Raw genomic sequence first — 18475 nt, 5'->3', positions numbered from 1 at the left:
ACTTTCTATTTGTTTTCATTATAATCCGTTATTAACCTAAACGCATTTTTTTATTACATGTTTTTTAAACGAGTGATGCGATCAGCCATCGGTGGGTGGGTATCGAATAAGTGCATCCATGATTTCTTCGCCTTAAACGGATCAGAAATATAAAGGGCCGCGCTACTAGGATCCGCCGCTTGCATGGGTTGGCTGTCATCGATTTTTTCAAGTGCACTGATTAAGCCCAACGGATTACGAGTCAGTTCCACACTGCCGGCATCCGCTAAGTATTCGCGATTACGGGATAGCGCCATCTGCACTAAACTAGCTGCTAGCGGCGCTAAAATAATGACAACAATCGCTAGGATCATTAGTAAGACCTGGGCACCGTTGCCGTCACGATCATTATCCCGACTGCGCCGGCCACCGCCCCACCAAAAGGCGTTCATACCCCAATTGACTAACAAACTGACGGCCGCTGTCAGAGCCAAGGCAATGGTCTGTAACCGAATATCATAGTTACGCACATGACTCATCTCGTGACCAATGACGCCTTCCATCTCTTCACGCGTTAATCGTGCCTGAATACCAATTGTCACTGCAACTGCCGCATGCTCAGGGTCATTTCCTGTCGCAAACGCATTGGGGCTCTCATCATCAATAATAAAGACACGTGGCATCGGTACTTTAGCAACCAACGCCATGTCTTCCACAATGTGCCAGAGCTCTGGATCATCGTCAGCTTGATGCAGCTCACGTCCATGATTCATGCTCATGACAATGTCAGTCGACTGACTAATCATTAATACCATATAAAATACCGCTGCAATCAAGGCTACTAGTAACCCTGCAATCGCACTATTAAAAAACACGTAGCCAACTGCTAAACCAATCACTGCAAGTAATATGACAAAAGCGGCCATCACGTATAACGTGTGCCGCTTGTTGCGGGCAATTTGCTCAAATAACATGGGCATAACCTCTAATCTTCAAATGAAACCGTGGGTGCTGCTTTTTCTGCTTCAGGAACAGTTAAGAATTCAACGTTCTTGAAGTGATGAATGCCAGCAATAATATTTGACGGGAATTGTTGTAACTTCATGTTATAGCTGGCAGCGCTAGAGTTGAACAGTTGCCGTGAATAAGCAATCTTGTTTTCTGTATTGGTCAACTCTTCCATCAGCTTACCGAATTCTTGATTAGCCTTCAAATCAGGGTAGCTTTCAGCTAACGCAAAAATACTCTTCAACGAATTTGTCAATTGATCAGAAACTGCCATAGCCTGTTGGTGATCACCGCTCGGCACTTGCGTTAATTGATTCCGTAATGAAATCACTTCCGCTAAGGTACTCTTTTCATGTTTCGCGTAACCTTTGACCGTATTGACCAGATTAGGAATCAAATCAGTCCGCCGTTTTAGCTGAACATCGATTTGGCTCCATGCTTCCTGCGTATACATCCGTGACTTAACTAAACCGTTATAAATTACCACGTAAATTGCGATCAAAACCAATACGACCGCAACGATAATTAAAGCTATCATCAATAGACCCCCTCTAAATTATGTCTTATCTGAGACATGTGACCTTAAGTTATATTGTACCGTGAAATTCCGTTAGAAGATATCGATACCCCTAGAATGTAATAATTGTTAATATTTGTTATTAAAATGACTTGTAAAGGCCTTCTGAACCTGAGTTGGCGCCGACTTAAACGACCATTGCTGTTCGTACTTACCGCGAATCATTAAGCGACCCGCCCCGGTCTTATCACAGGTAATTAGGGTAATCAGCTTCTGACCAGGAACATCATCAATTACTTGGACATCAGTTGCTTTAATGAATGTTCGCTGACTCGTCTTATACGCATAAATCTTTTTGGCATCACTCACATAAATCATTTGGCCAACCTTGCTCTTATAGTACAACGGACTGAATAGTGCGCCATGCTTGATCATATGGTGACCAGCCAACGCGTAGTTACCCTGCCCCATCTTCTGATTAGCTTTCATCGTGCCAGCCGCCAATGCTAACGTTTCATTGCTGACACCATTACCGATTGGCAGGTACAAATCAACGGACGGAATCGCAATCGAGCCAATCACGTTGATTGCATTCTTATTCATGCGGGCCTTGGCAACGGTCTGAAAGTCAAGTGACTTGACCTTTGAGAAGTTAAAATCGCTCTTCTTCTTCGTATTCTGCTTAACCGTCTTAGCCGTAACGGTCGGCGAGTATGAACTCACTAACCAGCTCTTGATCTGTTCATTGAAAATTAATGCCAATGATACTAGCACCAGCAGGACAAAAACGCCCCGACCTAACCACTTTAACCCGGGATGTTGCTTGGACTTCATTAATCCCGCCTCCTAATTTGTTTACGCCCTTTATCAAAGGTTCTATGGTAAATATACCTTAATTAGTTCGCATAATAAAGCCCCGAATTCGTTTAGTTCGTTAGAATTATCTATAGCTTATCATAATCATTATATTTGCGTCCGTAATCGGATTCTTGTTATGCTAATTGTATCAAAAACAGAAAGCAGGTTGGACCTATGGAAACGATGGTAAAAAACGATCTCAATCAACTAATGCAACAACGTGAGGATGGCCCATACATTGCAATTTACCTCAACACGGCCGTTGTGCTCAACGACCTCAATCGCCGCCGCTTACAATTCAAACAATTAGTTAATGAAGCTGAAACCCAGATGGCCCACCACTTTCCGAAAACCGAATTTGCGCCATACGCGACGCAACTAGAGCAATTAATTAATGACAACGCCTTCTGGTTACAGCACACTGGCCCTCAGACGGGCATCATCACTAACAGTCGTGACCTACACATTTTCGACTTACAATATCCCACTGACAACCATGTCAGCGTCAATAGCATGCCAGCTATTCGCCCAGTACTAGCCGACCGCCAGCATCAATTCGACTTCGACTTGCTAGCACTCAATGAAGATAGCATGGCGCTCTACGCCCAACGTGATGGCAGTTTCGTCGAACTTGATTTGCCAGCTGAGGCCCCCCGCACCCTGACAGAAGCATTGGGCACTGAAAAACGTGGCGGTGATCTGAATTTCAACGCCAGCCCCGTTCACGGTGCCAACTATCATGGTCATAATGCGAAGGCCGAAGAACGCGATATTGACCAACGAAATTATTACCAACAAGTGGCGCAGTACGTTCAGGCCCATTCACAAAAGACGCGACGGCCATTGATCTTAATGGGACTACCACATAACCAGGCAGTCTTCCGTGCCGTCAACAAGAATCCGTACCTGTCACAACACCTCATGATCAATAAGTCACCGAAAAACTTAACGGTGGGCGCAATGCAAACAGCCACAGAACCCGTTCAGACGATGTGGCATACCCAATTAGCCGACATTTTACTAGAACGTTATGATCAGGCTAAGTCCCGCCAGTTAGCATTGGCCGATCCTTTTGACATGATCAAGCCAGCACTAAGTGGGCGGATCGACACCTTGATTGTCGCCGCAGACGCGAATGTCGCCGGCTCCTTACCAGCGGCCGATGTTCAATTAACTGATCCAATTGCTGCTCCTGATAATTTAATTGACGACCTGGTCGATGTCGTGATTGCCATGAACGGGCAAATCCGAATCATCCCCGCAGACCGGATGCCCGTAGAAACCGCTGCTCTCGCGATTATGCGCTACTAATCATATCGTAAGTGAGACAAAGCCGCACCAGTTCATTACTCGAACTGGTGCGGCTTTGTTTGTGAGCGTCGATGATTTGCACATACAAAAAAGACGCCCCCGCCGAAGCCGGAACGCCGTTTAATTGTCTGCTTATTTGAGACCGTATTTCTTGTTGAAACGATCGACCGCACCATCGGCCTTGGTAAACTTTTGCTTACCAGTGTAGAATGGATGTGAATCTGACGTAATTTCAACACGGATCAATGGGTAAGTATTACCATCTTCCCATTCAACAGTTTCTGCTGAAGTTGCTGTTGAACCAGAGATGAACTTAAAACCAGTAGTTGAGTCTTGGAACACAACTAAATGGTAATCTGGATGAATTCCTTTTTGCATTGTATTTCGCTCCTTTGCCCTGAATCATTTGCTGAAACAGAGATTATCATAGTTTTAACCAACGATAAACATGTTATCACGAATCACAGCTTCCCGTCAACCTACAAAGTAGCCCGCCTGCCAGTATTAACGACGCGACCGCCGGGTTGATTGACCAGTGAACTTTAAGCTAGCTAAATCACGAACAAACTCAGTGTTGGTCTTCGTGTGTTTTAAAAATTGTAAAAGCTGTTCGGTGTACTCTAACGCGTTGCCAGTCATTGATCGACGAATCTGCCAGACTGGCTCCAAATTCTTACGACTAACCAACAATTCCTCTTTACGCGTACTGGATTGCTTCAAGTCTAGCGCCGGGAAGACCCGCCGCTCAGCTAACTCGCGGGATAGCTGCAATTCTGAGTTGCCAGTTCCTTTGAATTCTTCATAAATCATGTCGTCCATCCGGCTACCCGTATCGACTAACGCGGTGCCTAAAATCGTTAGGCTACCACCTTCCTCGATATTGCGTGCTGAACCGAAGAATCGCTTGGGCTTGTAAAACGCCGTGGGATCGACCCCACCAGACAACGTCCGCCCGCTAGACGGGATAACCAAATTATATGCCCGCGTAAGCCGGGTAATTGAATCCAATAAGATAATCACATCCTGTTTGTCTTCAACTAAGCGCCGCGCACGTTCAAGCACCAATTCCGCAACACGCACGTGATTTTGTGGTTGTTGATCAAAAGTAGAACTCACCACTTCTCCCTTGATTGACCGCTCTAAATCAGTCACTTCTTCGGGCCGTTCATCAATCAGTAACATAATCAGCTTAGCGTCTGGATAATTGGCGACGATGCCATTTGCAATATTCTTTAACAGCGTCGTCTTACCGGCTTTAGGAGGTGCGACAATTAAGCCCCGTTGACCGAAGCCAATCGGGACAAAAGTATCAATCAAACGGGTCGCTAAAACGGCGGCCGTTGTCGATAACTTAATTTGTTTTTGTGGATAAAGTGGTGTTAACGCTGGAAAATGGGGCCGTTGCTTGGCCTCATTAGGATCCTTACCGTTAACCGTCCCTACCCGCATTAAACCGTAATACCGTTCGTTAGGTCGCGGTGGCCGGGCTTGACCAGCCACATAGTCTCCGTTACGAAGACCAAAGCGATGAATCTGCGACTGAGAAATATAAATATCTTCCTGCGAAGGCCCATAATTAATTGGCCGCAAAAAGCCATAGCCCTCTTGGCTAATAATTTCCAAGACGCCTTCCATTTGTACAAAGCCCCGCTTTTTATCCTGCTCACGGAGAACGGCTAATGAGAGTTCCTTTTTATTCATTTGCGAATAATAAGAAATTTTATACTCACGAGCATAGTTATAAATTTCTTTTAACGTTTTCTGCTCGAGATCGTGCATTGTTAAAATTTTTTCCATAACCACTGTTCTTTCTTAGCTGTACATCGTTAGTTTTCGGGAACTTCTTCGTCGGCTGCAATTTCCACATCCGCACCAAGTGTATGCAATTTATCGATGACCCGATCATAGCCACGTAGAATATTGTCAGCGCGACTAATTTCCGTAACGCCACTAGCCGCGAGACCAGCAATCATTAGTGCCGCCCCAGACCGAATCTCACCGGCCTCGACATGTGCACCTTGTAAGTGGGAAGAATGACCCACGACAATCAAGTTATCTTGAACGCGAATGTCCGCCCCCATCTTACGTAACTGTTCAACGTGTTGCGTGCGTTGCGGATAAATCGTATCAATCACCACGCTACTACCGTTAGCACGCAATAATAATGGGGTGATTGGTTGTTGCAAATCAGTGGCAAAGCCTGGGTAAGTCATTGTTTTAACCCGAATTGGGTCCAAATCATTGGACCGTGGGACGTAAATACTATCTTCATTAATCTGTAAATCGACACCCATTTCGACTAGTTTTGCCGTGAATGACTCCATATGTTCAGGGATCACATTCTTTAGCAAAATACCGTCCCCAATCGAAGCAGCCAGGGATAGATACGTTCCCGTCTCAATCCGATCAGGAATAATCGTATGGGTTGCCCGCGAATGCAGTGCCGGAACGCCTTCGATTCGAATTACGTCGGTACCAGCACCCCGAATTTTAGCGCCCATATTATTCAAAAAAGTCGCTAAATCAATGATTTCAGGCTCTTTAGCCGCATTTTCAATCGTGGTCGTACCATGAGCTTTGACGGCAGCCAAAATAATGTTGATCGTCGCCCCAACGGAAACCACGTCTAAAAAGATGCGCGCTCCGTGAAGGCCCTCTGTGCCCGTTGAGATAAAGACAGAGTCATTCTCTTCAACGACGTTAGCGCCGAGCGCCTTAAAACCCTTGATATGCTGATCAATTGGTCGTGGACCAATATTATCACCACCAGGGAAAGTCACCGTTGCACGGTTAAAACGACCGAGTAAGGCCCCCATAAAGTAGTAAGAAGCTCGCAAGCTTTTAATGGCATGACTTGGTAATTCAGATTCTTCAATATTTGTTGGATCAATTGTTAGAACATCATTTTCAAAAGTGGAATGGACGTTCATCGACTCTAAGATGAGCCGTAAGTTGTGAACGTCTAAGATGTGCGGAACCGTATCGAATTGGACCGGAGTGTCTGCAAGAATCGCAGCAGGAATCAGTGCGACGGTACTATTTTTTGCGCCACCGATCGTTAATTCCCCAGAAAGTCGTTTTCCGCCATGGATTATCATTTTTTTCATAACATAACTTTCCTCGCTAAATAAGTGTCACACTGTATCATACAATCATTAACCATAATAAAGAATGTCCGTCAAAAATACAACCAATATCAGGAAACTGTAATCTTTTTACGCAATAAAATCATTAACTCGACTAATTCAAACGCTTTCATGAACGATTTTGTAAGATAATTAAGCTAAATCTGCGTAATTTAAGGTGCCACCAAGACGTGCGATGCTGTACAATTCATTCTGACATCAACAGTTAACATTGTCACGTAATTAACGCCACGATTGGCCACCGATTTTACTACTGTCATACTATGTACTCCATACGATGATTGGGAACGACGTGATACCGAATAATAATTCAACTAAGCGACCTATTTTAATCCTACTCAAGTCCTAAATGATTATTAACACACCGCCCGCTAGAAAAATAGAAGAGTGCTAATGCGCGTGATAAATTTCACTGGCATTAGCACTCTCTGGACTGAATTGAACCTGATGGACTATCAGCATTCATGACTAATCACTTCCTTATTTAATTTAGCAACATTCCGTTACCCGTTAATCGCAAGTAGCTGTTCCATATGTTGGGGTTTCATATTAAGTTCACGCAACTGCAATAACGTCTGCTTTAAGTTTTCATACTCGGCTTCCGTGTATAAACGGCTCTCAAAGCCAATCTGATAAGCTTCGGCAATTGTAACCAAATCGCGTCGTAACCGGCGTCGAATTTCGTTCGGTGTCAACATTGGCATCACCTCCATTTATTATTCACCATAATACCATATAATGCGCCAATCAACGGTCCATGATACGATTTGATAATCTTTGATAATTGATAATAATCGCAATTGACCCCCGCTACATCAGCCTTTCAACTCGCTGTCAGCTAATGAAAATTGCATGAGATTTATTATGATGATAATCAGTTGATAACCAAATTAATAAAATCTTTAATCCCCCTTTTGATAAGACCTAGAAAATTCCCACTGACATCCTCAAAGATGTCATTCTAACCAAATTATCATAAAAAGGGGCTACGTTCCAACCTGAATCACATAAAAACACACGCTCCCCTGGCACTAATCGCCACACCAATTGCGACCAGCCACCACTGAACAACGGGGGATTTGATTGCTCAGTTTATTTAACTACTTAAAATGCGGCAGCCCGCACACAAACTGGTTGTGTTGGCTGCCGCATTTTTACGGTGGTGACCATGATTCTTACCTGTCCAGGAACTCAGAGTAGCTTCCTCACAGTTTCGCCACTATGGCTGAACTAAATTTTGACAGGGTTTCATGACGTTAATCGCTTACAATTACATCGTTTAATCCTGCTGGAGATCCTCATCTTTGACGGTCTGCAAATAACGATAAACACTCGGATCAGAGACTTTGAGCACTTTGGCGGCTTCACTAACTGAATCCTTCAATAGGAAGTAACCTTGGTGGTATAAGCTACGAACGATTTCTAATTTTTCATTTTGCTTTAAATATTCAACAGAGACGCCATACTTAGCACAGACAGCCTGGGTCACTTCCCGAGCTAAATCAGTGATAGAAGTGGTTAGATGTTCCGGCGCGACCGGCGTGTCATGGGCCTTCTCATTAGCTGGTGTTCCTTTGAGTTGATTAATCGTTGGTGAGTTCAAATGTTTGTAACTCGCCATTACCTTCAATACTTGTTCCTGCAGATCGTCTAGGGCACTATCATCCGTATTAATACAAATCATCCCGACGATTTCACCATCTAATCGCAAAAAATAAGTTGACGATCGTAGTGAGTGCTTTCCTTGCGAAACACCCTTGTAGTTGGCTAGATAATCACGCTTTTCAGCTTTACCGGCCTTCATCGTTCGCAACGCTAAGTCAGTTGCAGGATCGCCAACTTGTCGATGTGATATGTGGGAATTACGAATTGCCACAACGGAGTGGTTTAAATCCAACAAGTCGTTCAGGACAACTTCACTACTGGGGCCTAAGATATCTGCTAAAAAATCAACAAACGGAATAAACTCGCGCACGTATTCTTGCTCAGCTGTTAATGGTTTTTGCATAACGGCACTCACCTCACTATTTTTTTACAACGTTATGACTTAATATTATTTTATCACACTGATAAAATGTTAATACATGTAACGATATAAACATCTAATTAAAAAAGATGATACCGCCTTTAGTCAGCTCATCATCTTTCTGCGACATTTTTATGCATGAACTTGTGAATTAGTCGATCGTCCAAAAATCTTTTCCTTCATCCGAATACCGGTTGGCGTCGCCGCTAAGCCACCCAGTCCAGTTTCCCGAAGTGCCTTTGGCAAGCCCTTACCGACTTTATCCATCGCTGCAATGACTTCATCCGCTGGAATCTTGTTCGTGCAGCCAGCCAAAGCCATGTCAGCCGCAATCAACGCATTACCGACCCCAATCGCATTCCGTTTAACACACGGTAGTTCAACTAACCCAGCAACGGGATCACACACTAATCCCATCAAGTTACTGATTGCCATCGCCAAAGCCTCAGCACTTTTTTCAGGCGTCCCACCAGCAACTTCAACCGCGGCCGCAGCGCCCATCGCAGAAGCGCTACCAACTTCAGCTTGGCAACCGCCAGTCGCACCAGCAATCCCAGCATTATTAGCTATGACCATCCCAAAAGCGCCAGCGGTAAATAGAAATTGGATCATCTGGTCACGGTTGAGGTTCATTCGGCCCTTCAGCGTGAAAATCACACCAGGTAGTGTCCCCGTCGATCCAGCCGTTGGTGTCGCACAAACGACTCCCATCGAAGCATTAACTTCATTGGTTGAGATTGCGTTCTGAACAGCTTGCATCATCGTATCGCCGGATAAAGTGTGCCCTTTTTGACGATACTTTTTCAAGAGAACAGCTTCACCACCAGTTAAACCAGTTGTTGAATAGACCCCGTCGCCCGCAGCCCCTTTATTAACAGCTGCTTCCATGACGTCTAGATTCCGGCCCATCGTGTGCCAGATTTCTTCACGACTCGTTTGCGATGTTTCCATCTCTTGTTCAATCATTAATTCGTAGATCGGCTTCTTGGTCTCCTTGGCCGCTGTTACCAGTTCTGCTACGCTCATGTACATCATAACTGACCTCCCTGATTATAAGTAAACTAAATTTGCGTGTCCCTGCGCTAATTTTTTGATTTCATCCTGTTTGAGGCGGCGATCCAAATCATATTCATATAAATTGCCCCGAGCCGTCTTGTACTGCTGCTGGTCGTTTACTTTAGTCAGATCAGCCAACTGTTTGGTTACGTGCTGATGGTCATTCTCACCACCTTGAACTAACAAGATAGGAAGTGGCCCTTTGGGTTTAACATCAAAACCATCCATCTTGATTTCACGAATTTCGATGGTTCCACCCCCGATTGAACATCCAGCGACCGTCACTTGCTTATCATCATTTTTTAAGTCAATGATGGCAGTGTTCGGGTGGTTGATTGGGCTATCACCAGGCTCTTCGATAAAGGTAATATTTATCCCCTGATCTCGGGCCAAACCAATGGCATATGGAACCCGGCTATCATCAGGATCAAAACCAAGAATGCCACTGATAATCGCATAGTCCGTTCCGTGGCCCTTGTGGGTTTGCGCAAATGATTCATAGTAATGAATGACAATATCTGTCGGTTTCTCCTGAAAAATGCTATTCGCTGCTCGACCAATCGCACACGCCCCCGCAGTATGAGAACTGGAAGGTCCAATCATAATCGGGCCAATAATATCAAAAACACTCTTGTAATTCACCGTCATTTTAGTCATCCTCCTATTTGAATCATCACGTTAACTTAAGCTTTGGTACGGGCAACTAGCGCTTCTTTGCGCATTCATCGTCAGTACATCGTTTCGAAACTTTATGAATCTTGAAGTTACGGCACAAGCAAGCACCACAGTTGTACTGATCAGAAAACATAAAGCCGTTGCATCAAAGCTTTCATTTCTGAATTAATTCCGCCGTTGTGATTAATCCAGCCTCCAGTATGGTCATTCGATTCGCGACCCTCACGAACCCCAACACCGTCATGCGAATCTCGTCAATAACACTAGCAACGAGATTTATGACAAAAATTGGCTTCAATAATATTAACCAATGTGAATTCATCTCGTATTTTAGTCAGATTACTAAATAAACAATTTGATGATATTGAACAGGATACCACTAACTGCGATTAATCCAATTACCACAACAAAGACATTGCTGTGTTTGCCGGCATATTGCTGTAACTTAGGACTTTTATGAATGGCATACATTGGCATCAAGAACAAGATAAACGCAATGATTGGTCCAATGATGGTTTCAATCATTCCCATAATGGAAGGATTGACCCAGGCAACTATCCAGGCACTTAGTAGCAGAACAAGATCAACAATTGTCGAAACAGTTCGACTTGAAAGCGTCTTGTTAGATTTTTCTTCCATCTTACGAATAATCCCACGTAAGCCTTCACTCGTTCCTAGATAATGTCCTAAAAAGGACTTGGCGATTGCAATAAAAGCAATTACGGGAGAAACATATTTAATAATTGGATTATTGAAAGCAGTCGCAACGTAATCAAGGATTGAAACATTTTCATTTTTAGCTTCAAGGATTTGGTCTGGAGTCAACGCCAATGTACAACTAATAACAAAGAACATTGCGACAATGACCATCAACGTTTCGGCCGACAATAGAATTGTCGAAATCTTTTTATCGACTTTGTCCTTACCTTCCCCACTATATTCTTTACGTTCGGCAACGGAAAATGAAGAGATGATCGGAGAATGGTTAAACGAAAAGATCATAACAGGAATAAGTAACCACAAGTTTCCTAAAGTGCCAACCAAATGTCCCCCAGATACAGAACTGGAAAATGTTGAGAGGATTGCGCCGTTCCAATGCGGAATAAGATAAAAGGAAAACAGAACGATTACAATAATAAATGGAAAGGCCAGGCCACTCATAACTTTGGTAATCAAAGAGGTACCAAAGCGAGCAATTCCAATGAGAATCCCAACAAGTACTAGCGACAACAGCCAACGAGGTGGTGTTTGCATGTGCATTTGGTCGGTAATAAATTTCGATACAGTATTCGTAATAGAAACAGAATAAACTAATAAGATTGGATAAATGGAGAAGAAATAAATAATGGTAAAAAGCAATCCAATCTTAAAGCCAAAATGTTGTTCAACAACATCAGTAATGTCATCACCATCATTTTTAGCCGACAAGACAAACCTACTCAGGCCCCTGTGAGCAAAAAATGTGGTTGGCAAAGCCAAAATAAGTATCATGATGATACCAAGAATACCTGCCGTGCCAACTCCAATCGGTAAGAATAGCACGCCGGCCCCAATCGCCGTTCCGAACAAACTCAGCATCCAAAAAGCATCATTTTTTCTCCAACCCTTAAATATATTTGTCATTTTTAAATCTCCTTTTTATAACGTTGTTCTGGTCACACCAGAGAATGTGCTAACATAACCTGCATGAATAACCCTCCCATTAGATTTAACGTCTCGACTCGTTGTAAAACGCCACTTTGTGATAAACATCACTTTAGTGCCGTGAAAACCTTTTCTTCATGATAAAATATTATCACGGCGACAATTACCGTTCATGTGATTTCGATTATAAAAATTAAGTATTTTTAACACCAAATTAAAAAGGACTGAGATTATCATAACAGTCCTAGCCTGTATCCATCTCAATCCTAGTGATATTAAGTTTAACATTCAAATGAATTATTTGAATAATAATTTATTCTCATAATAATTTTATTTTATCTCTGTCATACCATGCATGTAAGGTTGGAGCACCTTAGGAATCTTAACCGTGCCATCGGCTTGTTGATAATTTTCCAAAATCGCAGCTACCGTCCGGCCAACAGCAAGTCCAGAACCATTCAACGTATGGACGTAATCGACCGTCCCATCAGCTTTCCGGTAACGAATCATCGCCCGCCGTGCTTGGAAGTCCAAGCAGTTAGAGCATGAACTGATTTCCCGATAAATGCCTTGTTCTGGCATCCATACTTCCACATCATAGGTCTTGGCTGATGAGAAACCAGTATCCCCCGTTGAAAGCTTAATAACATGGTATGCAAGCCCTAATTCGCGCAACACTTCTTCGGCATTATCCGTTAATTTTTCGAGCTCATCGTATGAATTCTCAGGTTTACAGTACTTGACCATCTCGACTTTGTGAAATTGGTGCATACGAATCAAGCCCCGGGTATCACGCCCCGCACTCCCAGCTTCGGAGCGATAACAAGGCGTCATCGCCGTGAAGTACGTTGGCAATTGATCTTCAGATAAGATTTCATTCGCATAGTAATTGGTCAGCGGTACTTCAGCCGTCGGGATCAACGTCATTCCTGAAGATTCAACCGTGTAGACGTCTTCTTTGAACTTCGGAAATTGCCCAGTTCCATACATTGTCTGAGCGTTCACCAAGTATGGCGGAATAATTTCATGGTACCCTTGCTTTTGTGTGTGCAGATCTAGCATAAAGCTGTAAACCGCCCGTTCTAAGAGTGCACCCGCATCCTTATAATAAACAAAGCGCGCGCCCGCGACTTTTGCTGCCCGGTCAAAATCCAAGATTCCTAAGCTTTCGCCCAATTCCCAGTGCGCCTTAGGTTTAAAATCAAACGTTGGAATATCGCCGTGCTTACGCATCTCAACATTGCTATCTTCGTCAGGACCGACTGGTACATCATCGGCAGGTAAATTCGGGAAGCGAATCGCTAAGTAATGAAGCCGATCGTTTACTTCCGTTTGGGCCGCTTCCGTACTCTTAATATCACCATTCAGCTGTTTGACTTGTTGAATGAGGGCTTGGCCCGCTTCCGATTGCGGATCACTTTGCCCAATTTGTTCCGTCAACTGGTTTTTCTGTTTCTTCAATCCTTCAACCTTGGTAATTGCATCCCGGTTTTGTTGGTCTAACTGTAAGTATTCATCAACCTCAGCCGGATCAACCTTCCGAGTCTGGAGCTTAGTCTTAACAAGTTCTGGGTTATTACGAACAAACTTTGGATTTAACATACGAAAAGCCTCCTTAAAATTAAAACGTCCCATAGTCTTCACCTAAAAGACTATGGGACGTTTTTTATCAACGTGGTACCACCCAATTTACTGCTCTACGAGTATATCGTCTCACCGCGACCTCTTAAAAATGAAGTCAAACGCTAAATGGCGGATTCATCAGTCCAATCAACCAACTTTCAGCAACCGTTGGCTTTCTAAATAACCAGATTAACTACTAACCCATTATGTTTGCGCTTTCAATTTACACTTATAATCTAGACCTCCCGCCATTTATTGTCAATAGTTTTTTATTATCATTTTATTTTTCTATTATCAAGAGAACCATTTATTGTTACCATGTATTTTCGCAACACCAGTTGTCACTGTGAATATCGGTGACCTAATCAAGCCCGTGGCCGCCCAACAAAAAAAGCACACCAACAATTCGCTGGCGTGCTTTATTCTTAATTCTACCGTACTAAATTTATGCCTTCACTTTACCAGTCTGGTTAGCGGCATCGATGAATGCCTTGAATAACCCTTCTGGACGGTTAGGCCGTGATAAGAATTCTGGATGATATTGTGAGGCCACGAAGAAGCGCTTCTTTGGTAATTCAATCACTTCGACGAGCCGGTTGTCAGGCGAAGTTCCGGAGAAGACCATGCCCTTAGCAGCCATTGCTTCACGATACTTATTATTGAATTCATAACGGTGGCGATGACGTTCCATCACAACTTCTTCATTGTGATAAGCTTTAGCCGCCACAGTTCCCGGCTTCAGCTTGCAAGGGTAAGCGCCTAAACGTTGCGTTCCACCCATGTCTTCAACGTCTTCTTGGTCGGCCATCAAATCAATAATATTGTCCGGCGTCTTCGGATCGATTTCAGCAGAGTTAGCATCCTTCAATCCAAGTACGTTACGTGCAAATTCGACACTGGCCATTTGCATTCCCAAGCAGATACCTAAGAATGGCACGTCGTTTTCACGGGCATACTTGATTGCCGTAATCTTACCTTCAATTCCCCGATCACCAAAGCCACCAGGAACTAAGATTCCGTCAGCATCGCCGAGTAGTTCTTCGACATTTTCTGGCGTAACATCTTCAGCAGAAATCTTCTTCAAATCAATGTCGGCATCATCCGTATAGCCAGCATGCTTCAATGCTTCCGTTACTGAGATATAAGCATCCTGTAAAGCGACGTATTTTCCGACTAGCGCAATCTTGATGGTCCGTGATAAGTTCTGAACATGATGTTCTAAGTCAATCCATTCACTCATGTCGGCCTTAGGTGCCTGTACATCAAAATGGTCAAGGACGATTTGGTCCATGTTTTGTTTCTGAACATTCAACGGAATTGAATAAATCGTCTTAACGTCTAAGGATTCAATGACTGCTTCTGGTTCCACGTCACAGAAGGACGCAATCTTATTCCGCATTTCCCGCGTAATTGGTTGTTCAGTCCGGACAACTAACATGTTCGGCTGAATCCCATAACTCCGCAATTCCTTAACAGAATGTTGCGTTGGCTTCGTCTTCATTTCACCAGCTGCCCGTAAATATGGGATCAATGTGGTATGGATATAGAAAACATTGTCGGAACCTAAATCACTCTTCATTTGCCGTAGCGCTTCAATAAATGGCAAGGATTCGATATCACCGACCGTCCCACCGATTTCAGTAATCACGATATCGGAATCCGTCGTCGTACCCGCACGCATGATTTTTTCCTTGATAGCGTTCGTGATATGCGGAATCACTTGCACCGTGGCGCCTAAATAATCGCCCCGCCGTTCCTTTTGCAGAACTTCTGAATAAATTTTACCGGTGGTAACATTTGAATATTTATTAAGGTTAATGTCGATAAACCGTTCATAATGTCCAAGGTCTAAGTCAGTTTCGGTCCCATCATCGGTCACGAAGACTTCACCGTGTTGATAAGGACTCATCGTACCAGGATCAACGTTGATATAGGGATCAAACTTTTGAATCGTGACCTTTAAGCCCCGGTTCTTCAATAAACGCCCTAGCGAAGCAGCGACGATACCTTTACCAATGGATGACACAACGCCACCAGTTACAAAAATATATTTGGTCATGTGATAACTCCTTAAAGATTTATTTCGTGGGGTGGTATAAATAAAGAAAGCTCCCTATTTCAGCAGAAATAGGGAGCTAATACGATCGTTTGTCTCAGGTATTTCTACCAGAGAGCCCAAATAAGATAATACAAGGAGATTCCCTTTTCGTCAAGGAAAAATCTTGAAAAGCTTATTTCGATTCGTCGTCTTCGTCATCGTAGTCGTCATCATCATCGTCATCATTTAACTCTGATAATTGACCCTCGATACCGTCTGGCAACGTTTCATCAGCAACATCGTCGTCTGTGTCATCAACACCCGCAAGTTCATCGTACTTGCTGCTTGCTGAATCATCAGTATCGTCGTCCTGATCATCATCGTCATCGTAGTTATCGTCATCTTCGGGATCATCGTCATCGTAATCGATCACGTCGTCATCATCCCCGGCATCGGCCAAGAAGGCGTTAACCTTCTTACGCTTCTTGCGCTTTGGCCGATCCTCATCTTCGTCATCGTCCGTATGAATAACGGCTTCGTCAATGGATTCAAATGGGTACCATGCACGCAGGCCCCACATATTGTCACCGAGCGAAATGAAACTACCATCGATATTAAGATCGGTATAAAATTGTGATAAACGCTCCCGAATTTCTTCGTCGCTTTTACCTAAATATGATTGCACAGCGTTGGTCAAGTCGGCAAAAGCCATCACATCACCATGTTGTGATAAGATCGCGTGAGCAACCTCGATTAAAGATAATTCGGACTTTTTTTGTCCATCAAATTGTTTTAGTTCCAAACTGGTGCACGTCCTTTCCACAGTTTATAGTACATAATACCAAATTAGGCCGTGAATTGCAATCGCAACTTGTAGTTACCAAGTAGCTGCTCACCCGCGTATAAATCGTAATCAACGTTCACCTCACCTGAAAATGGCCGTTCACGTAGCCGTACTCGTAACATCGGCGTCACCGTTTCAACAGGTAGCATCCCCATAGGCGTTTGATAATGAGCACGCACCCGTTTACCATTGGAAAAGTGCAACCGAAGTCGGTTCTCCGCACTCCGCGTCAACACGACGTCCCCATTAGCTGCCAGCTTAATCGTCACTGGAATCGGTTCTGGCGCATCATCGTTAACTTCCTTATACCGTAAATAAAACGCGTCACCCATCTGAACCAATTGACCATCGACATCCAGTGCATAGTTCGCCGTATCGTCATCTTGCCGCGCCTGCGTCTCTAAATGAATCGCCACTGGCACACCAGTTGTTAAATCATCCATATTTGGACCTCCTAATATTTCAAAATCACACGCTGAACGCCCGTCTACGATCACCGTGTTACCACACTCGCTATATCCTTTTCAGCGTTCACGACCGCGCGACTCCCATCACGCCCATCGTAAAACTTCCTGTTTAATTATAAGCCATTCATGCCAAAATAACTAAAAATAGGACTAAAAGCGGTCAGCTTAGATCTGCTGGAAAAAGTTCGAACCCGCGTAAACTTTTTGAGTCGGCTGTGTTCCAACAATTGTCCCCCAGCCCCGGAGGTCGAAATAGGCCGCACGTTGCTGACGAACAAAAAGCCAACTAACTTGCACGTTTCATTATCCTATGATGGTATGCTACAGATTAAGTTGATTTGTCTAAGCCAATGCAACGGTACCATTTTTCTAGTATAATTAGTGATGATACGGACAACGGTGGCGGTTTCATCATGAGACATCCCTCGTGCCCGATAACAACGGATAACGGGGTGGCTTTCTTGACGGAATCAACAATTGCAACTTTGAGTCAAAAATACGAACCGGCAGCGATGCTGGATAGTTTTGCGTACACGAACGCCCTGCTGTGGTTAACGGCGGCTCGTCAGCAACCAATCGTTCATTTCTGGCAGTTACAGCCAACCGTCATTCTCGGCCTATTAGACCAACGCTTGCCACGGCTAACTGCTGGCTTAGCACATCTACACGCTGCCGGTTATCAGGTCATGCTCCGTAATTCAGGTGGGCTAGCCGTAGTTGCTGACCCTGGTGTACTAAACGTCTCCTTATTTCTTCCAGCAACTCGTGAACGCTATTCAATTACAGCGGCATATCAATTGATGGTCGACTACGTTCAGGCAGTTTGGCCACAATTAAATATCACGACTGGTGAGATTACACGCTCCTATTGTCCTGGTGATTATGATTTGAGTATTGCCGGTCGTAAAATTGCCGGAATGTCGCAACGGCGCACTGCCGAAGCGCTGGTCATCATGCTGTATGTCAGCGTTGATGGCGATCAGATGGCCCGTAGTCAACTCATTCAGCGTTTTTACCAAGTCAGCTTAGCCGGTCACCATGACGCGCGGTTTCCAGATGTTGATCCACAAGTCATGACGACCGTTGCTGACGCTTTGGCAGCGCCGACTGACACTACCGCTACACAAGCTCGTTTTATAGCCATCCTAGCTCAACATGGGACGGTCGACACAACAAGTTTGCCGTTAGTCACCGAAGAACCTGAATTTCAAGCACACTTAAATCAAGCCTATCAACAAATGCAACGCCGACAACAACGCTTGCATCACTGAAAGAAGGAATTA

Annotated in this window: 18 protein-coding genes; 2 read left to right on the top strand and 16 right to left on the bottom strand. The window is 44.1% G+C overall.

The window, feature by feature from the left end; all coding sequences use genetic code 11:
* Positions 1 to 53 precede the first annotated feature (53 nt).
* From htpX to ACOV1R_RS08090, 3 genes are all read right to left on the bottom strand, one after another.
* The gene (gene htpX / locus ACOV1R_RS08100) at positions 54 to 953 is read right to left on the bottom strand and encodes a zinc metalloprotease HtpX (RefSeq protein ID WP_015379818.1); all 900 of its coding nucleotides are present in this window, start codon (positions 951 to 953) and stop codon (positions 54 to 56) included.
* 11 nt (positions 954 to 964) lie between these two features.
* On the bottom strand, positions 965 to 1525 hold the full coding sequence (locus ACOV1R_RS08095) for a LemA family protein (RefSeq protein ID WP_003642054.1): 561 nt from the start codon (positions 1523 to 1525) through the stop codon (positions 965 to 967).
* Between the two features lie 108 nt (positions 1526 to 1633).
* Positions 1634 to 2338, bottom strand: coding sequence for a class A sortase (locus ACOV1R_RS08090; RefSeq protein WP_003642053.1), 705 nt, complete (start codon positions 2336 to 2338; stop codon positions 1634 to 1636).
* Between the two features lie 198 nt (positions 2339 to 2536).
* On the opposite strand from ACOV1R_RS08090, the gene ACOV1R_RS08085 reads away from it, so the two are divergent.
* Positions 2537 to 3673, top strand: coding sequence for a hypothetical protein (locus ACOV1R_RS08085; protein ID WP_003642052.1), 1137 nt, complete (start codon positions 2537 to 2539; stop codon positions 3671 to 3673).
* A gap of 132 nt (positions 3674 to 3805) precedes the next feature.
* On the opposite strand, the gene ACOV1R_RS08080 is transcribed toward ACOV1R_RS08085, so the two are convergent.
* From ACOV1R_RS08080 to ACOV1R_RS08020, 13 genes are all read right to left on the bottom strand, one after another.
* Entirely contained in the window at positions 3806 to 4051 is a 246-nt protein-coding gene (locus ACOV1R_RS08080; RefSeq protein ID WP_003637671.1) for a type B 50S ribosomal protein L31, read from the bottom strand.
* 126 nt (positions 4052 to 4177) lie between these two features.
* Positions 4178 to 5470 carry a transcription termination factor Rho gene (rho, locus tag ACOV1R_RS08075; protein WP_003642051.1) on the bottom strand — a complete coding sequence of 431 codons (1293 nt, stop codon included), beginning with the start codon at positions 5468 to 5470 and terminating at the stop codon, positions 4178 to 4180.
* A gap of 29 nt (positions 5471 to 5499) precedes the next feature.
* Entirely contained in the window at positions 5500 to 6780 is a 1281-nt protein-coding gene (locus ACOV1R_RS08070; protein WP_003642050.1) for a UDP-N-acetylglucosamine 1-carboxyvinyltransferase, read from the bottom strand.
* Positions 6781 to 7322: 542 nt separating this feature from the next.
* Positions 7323 to 7517: a hypothetical protein gene (locus tag ACOV1R_RS08065; RefSeq protein ID WP_003643840.1), complete on the bottom strand. Its 195-nt coding sequence runs from the start codon at positions 7515 to 7517 to the stop codon at positions 7323 to 7325.
* Between the two features lie 581 nt (positions 7518 to 8098).
* Positions 8099 to 8827 carry a helix-turn-helix transcriptional regulator gene (locus tag ACOV1R_RS08060; RefSeq protein ID WP_003643839.1) on the bottom strand — a complete coding sequence of 243 codons (729 nt, stop codon included), beginning with the start codon at positions 8825 to 8827 and terminating at the stop codon, positions 8099 to 8101.
* 150 nt (positions 8828 to 8977) lie between these two features.
* A complete protein-coding gene (gene sdaAA / locus ACOV1R_RS08055) occupies positions 8978 to 9877 on the bottom strand; it encodes an L-serine ammonia-lyase, iron-sulfur-dependent, subunit alpha (protein WP_128485161.1) in 900 nt (299 codons plus the stop codon).
* Positions 9878 to 9895: 18 nt separating this feature from the next.
* The gene (gene sdaAB / locus ACOV1R_RS08050) at positions 9896 to 10549 is read right to left on the bottom strand and encodes an L-serine ammonia-lyase, iron-sulfur-dependent subunit beta (protein WP_003646512.1); all 654 of its coding nucleotides are present in this window, start codon (positions 10547 to 10549) and stop codon (positions 9896 to 9898) included.
* A gap of 369 nt (positions 10550 to 10918) precedes the next feature.
* A complete protein-coding gene (locus ACOV1R_RS08045) occupies positions 10919 to 12199 on the bottom strand; it encodes an aromatic amino acid transport family protein (RefSeq protein WP_217203187.1) in 1281 nt (426 codons plus the stop codon).
* Between the two features lie 351 nt (positions 12200 to 12550).
* The gene (gene serS / locus ACOV1R_RS08040; protein WP_015379813.1) at positions 12551 to 13822 is read right to left on the bottom strand and encodes a serine--tRNA ligase; all 1272 of its coding nucleotides are present in this window, start codon (positions 13820 to 13822) and stop codon (positions 12551 to 12553) included.
* Positions 13823 to 14288: 466 nt separating this feature from the next.
* Positions 14289 to 15902: a CTP synthase gene (locus tag ACOV1R_RS08035; RefSeq protein ID WP_003642042.1), complete on the bottom strand. Its 1614-nt coding sequence runs from the start codon at positions 15900 to 15902 to the stop codon at positions 14289 to 14291.
* Between the two features lie 172 nt (positions 15903 to 16074).
* Positions 16075 to 16683: a DNA-directed RNA polymerase subunit delta gene (gene rpoE, locus ACOV1R_RS08030; protein ID WP_003642041.1), complete on the bottom strand. Its 609-nt coding sequence runs from the start codon at positions 16681 to 16683 to the stop codon at positions 16075 to 16077.
* A gap of 44 nt (positions 16684 to 16727) precedes the next feature.
* A complete protein-coding gene (locus ACOV1R_RS08025) occupies positions 16728 to 17168 on the bottom strand; it encodes a DUF1934 domain-containing protein (protein ID WP_003642040.1) in 441 nt (146 codons plus the stop codon).
* Between the two features lie 189 nt (positions 17169 to 17357).
* Positions 17358 to 17489: a hypothetical protein gene (locus ACOV1R_RS08020; RefSeq protein ID WP_015379812.1), complete on the bottom strand. Its 132-nt coding sequence runs from the start codon at positions 17487 to 17489 to the stop codon at positions 17358 to 17360.
* A gap of 41 nt (positions 17490 to 17530) precedes the next feature.
* Here ACOV1R_RS08020 and ACOV1R_RS08015 point away from each other — a divergent pair, with 41 nt between their 5' ends.
* A complete protein-coding gene (locus ACOV1R_RS08015; RefSeq protein WP_024971479.1) occupies positions 17531 to 18463 on the top strand; it encodes a lipoate--protein ligase family protein in 933 nt (310 codons plus the stop codon).
* Positions 18464 to 18475 lie beyond the last annotated feature (12 nt).

This window comes from Lactiplantibacillus sp. YT640 (assembly GCF_049745435.1).
GTDB classification, from domain to species: Bacteria; Bacillota; Bacilli; order Lactobacillales; family Lactobacillaceae; genus Lactiplantibacillus; species Lactiplantibacillus plantarum.
The sequence above is the reverse complement of the archived record's forward strand: the minus strand, read 5'-3'. Positions and strand labels throughout refer to the sequence as shown.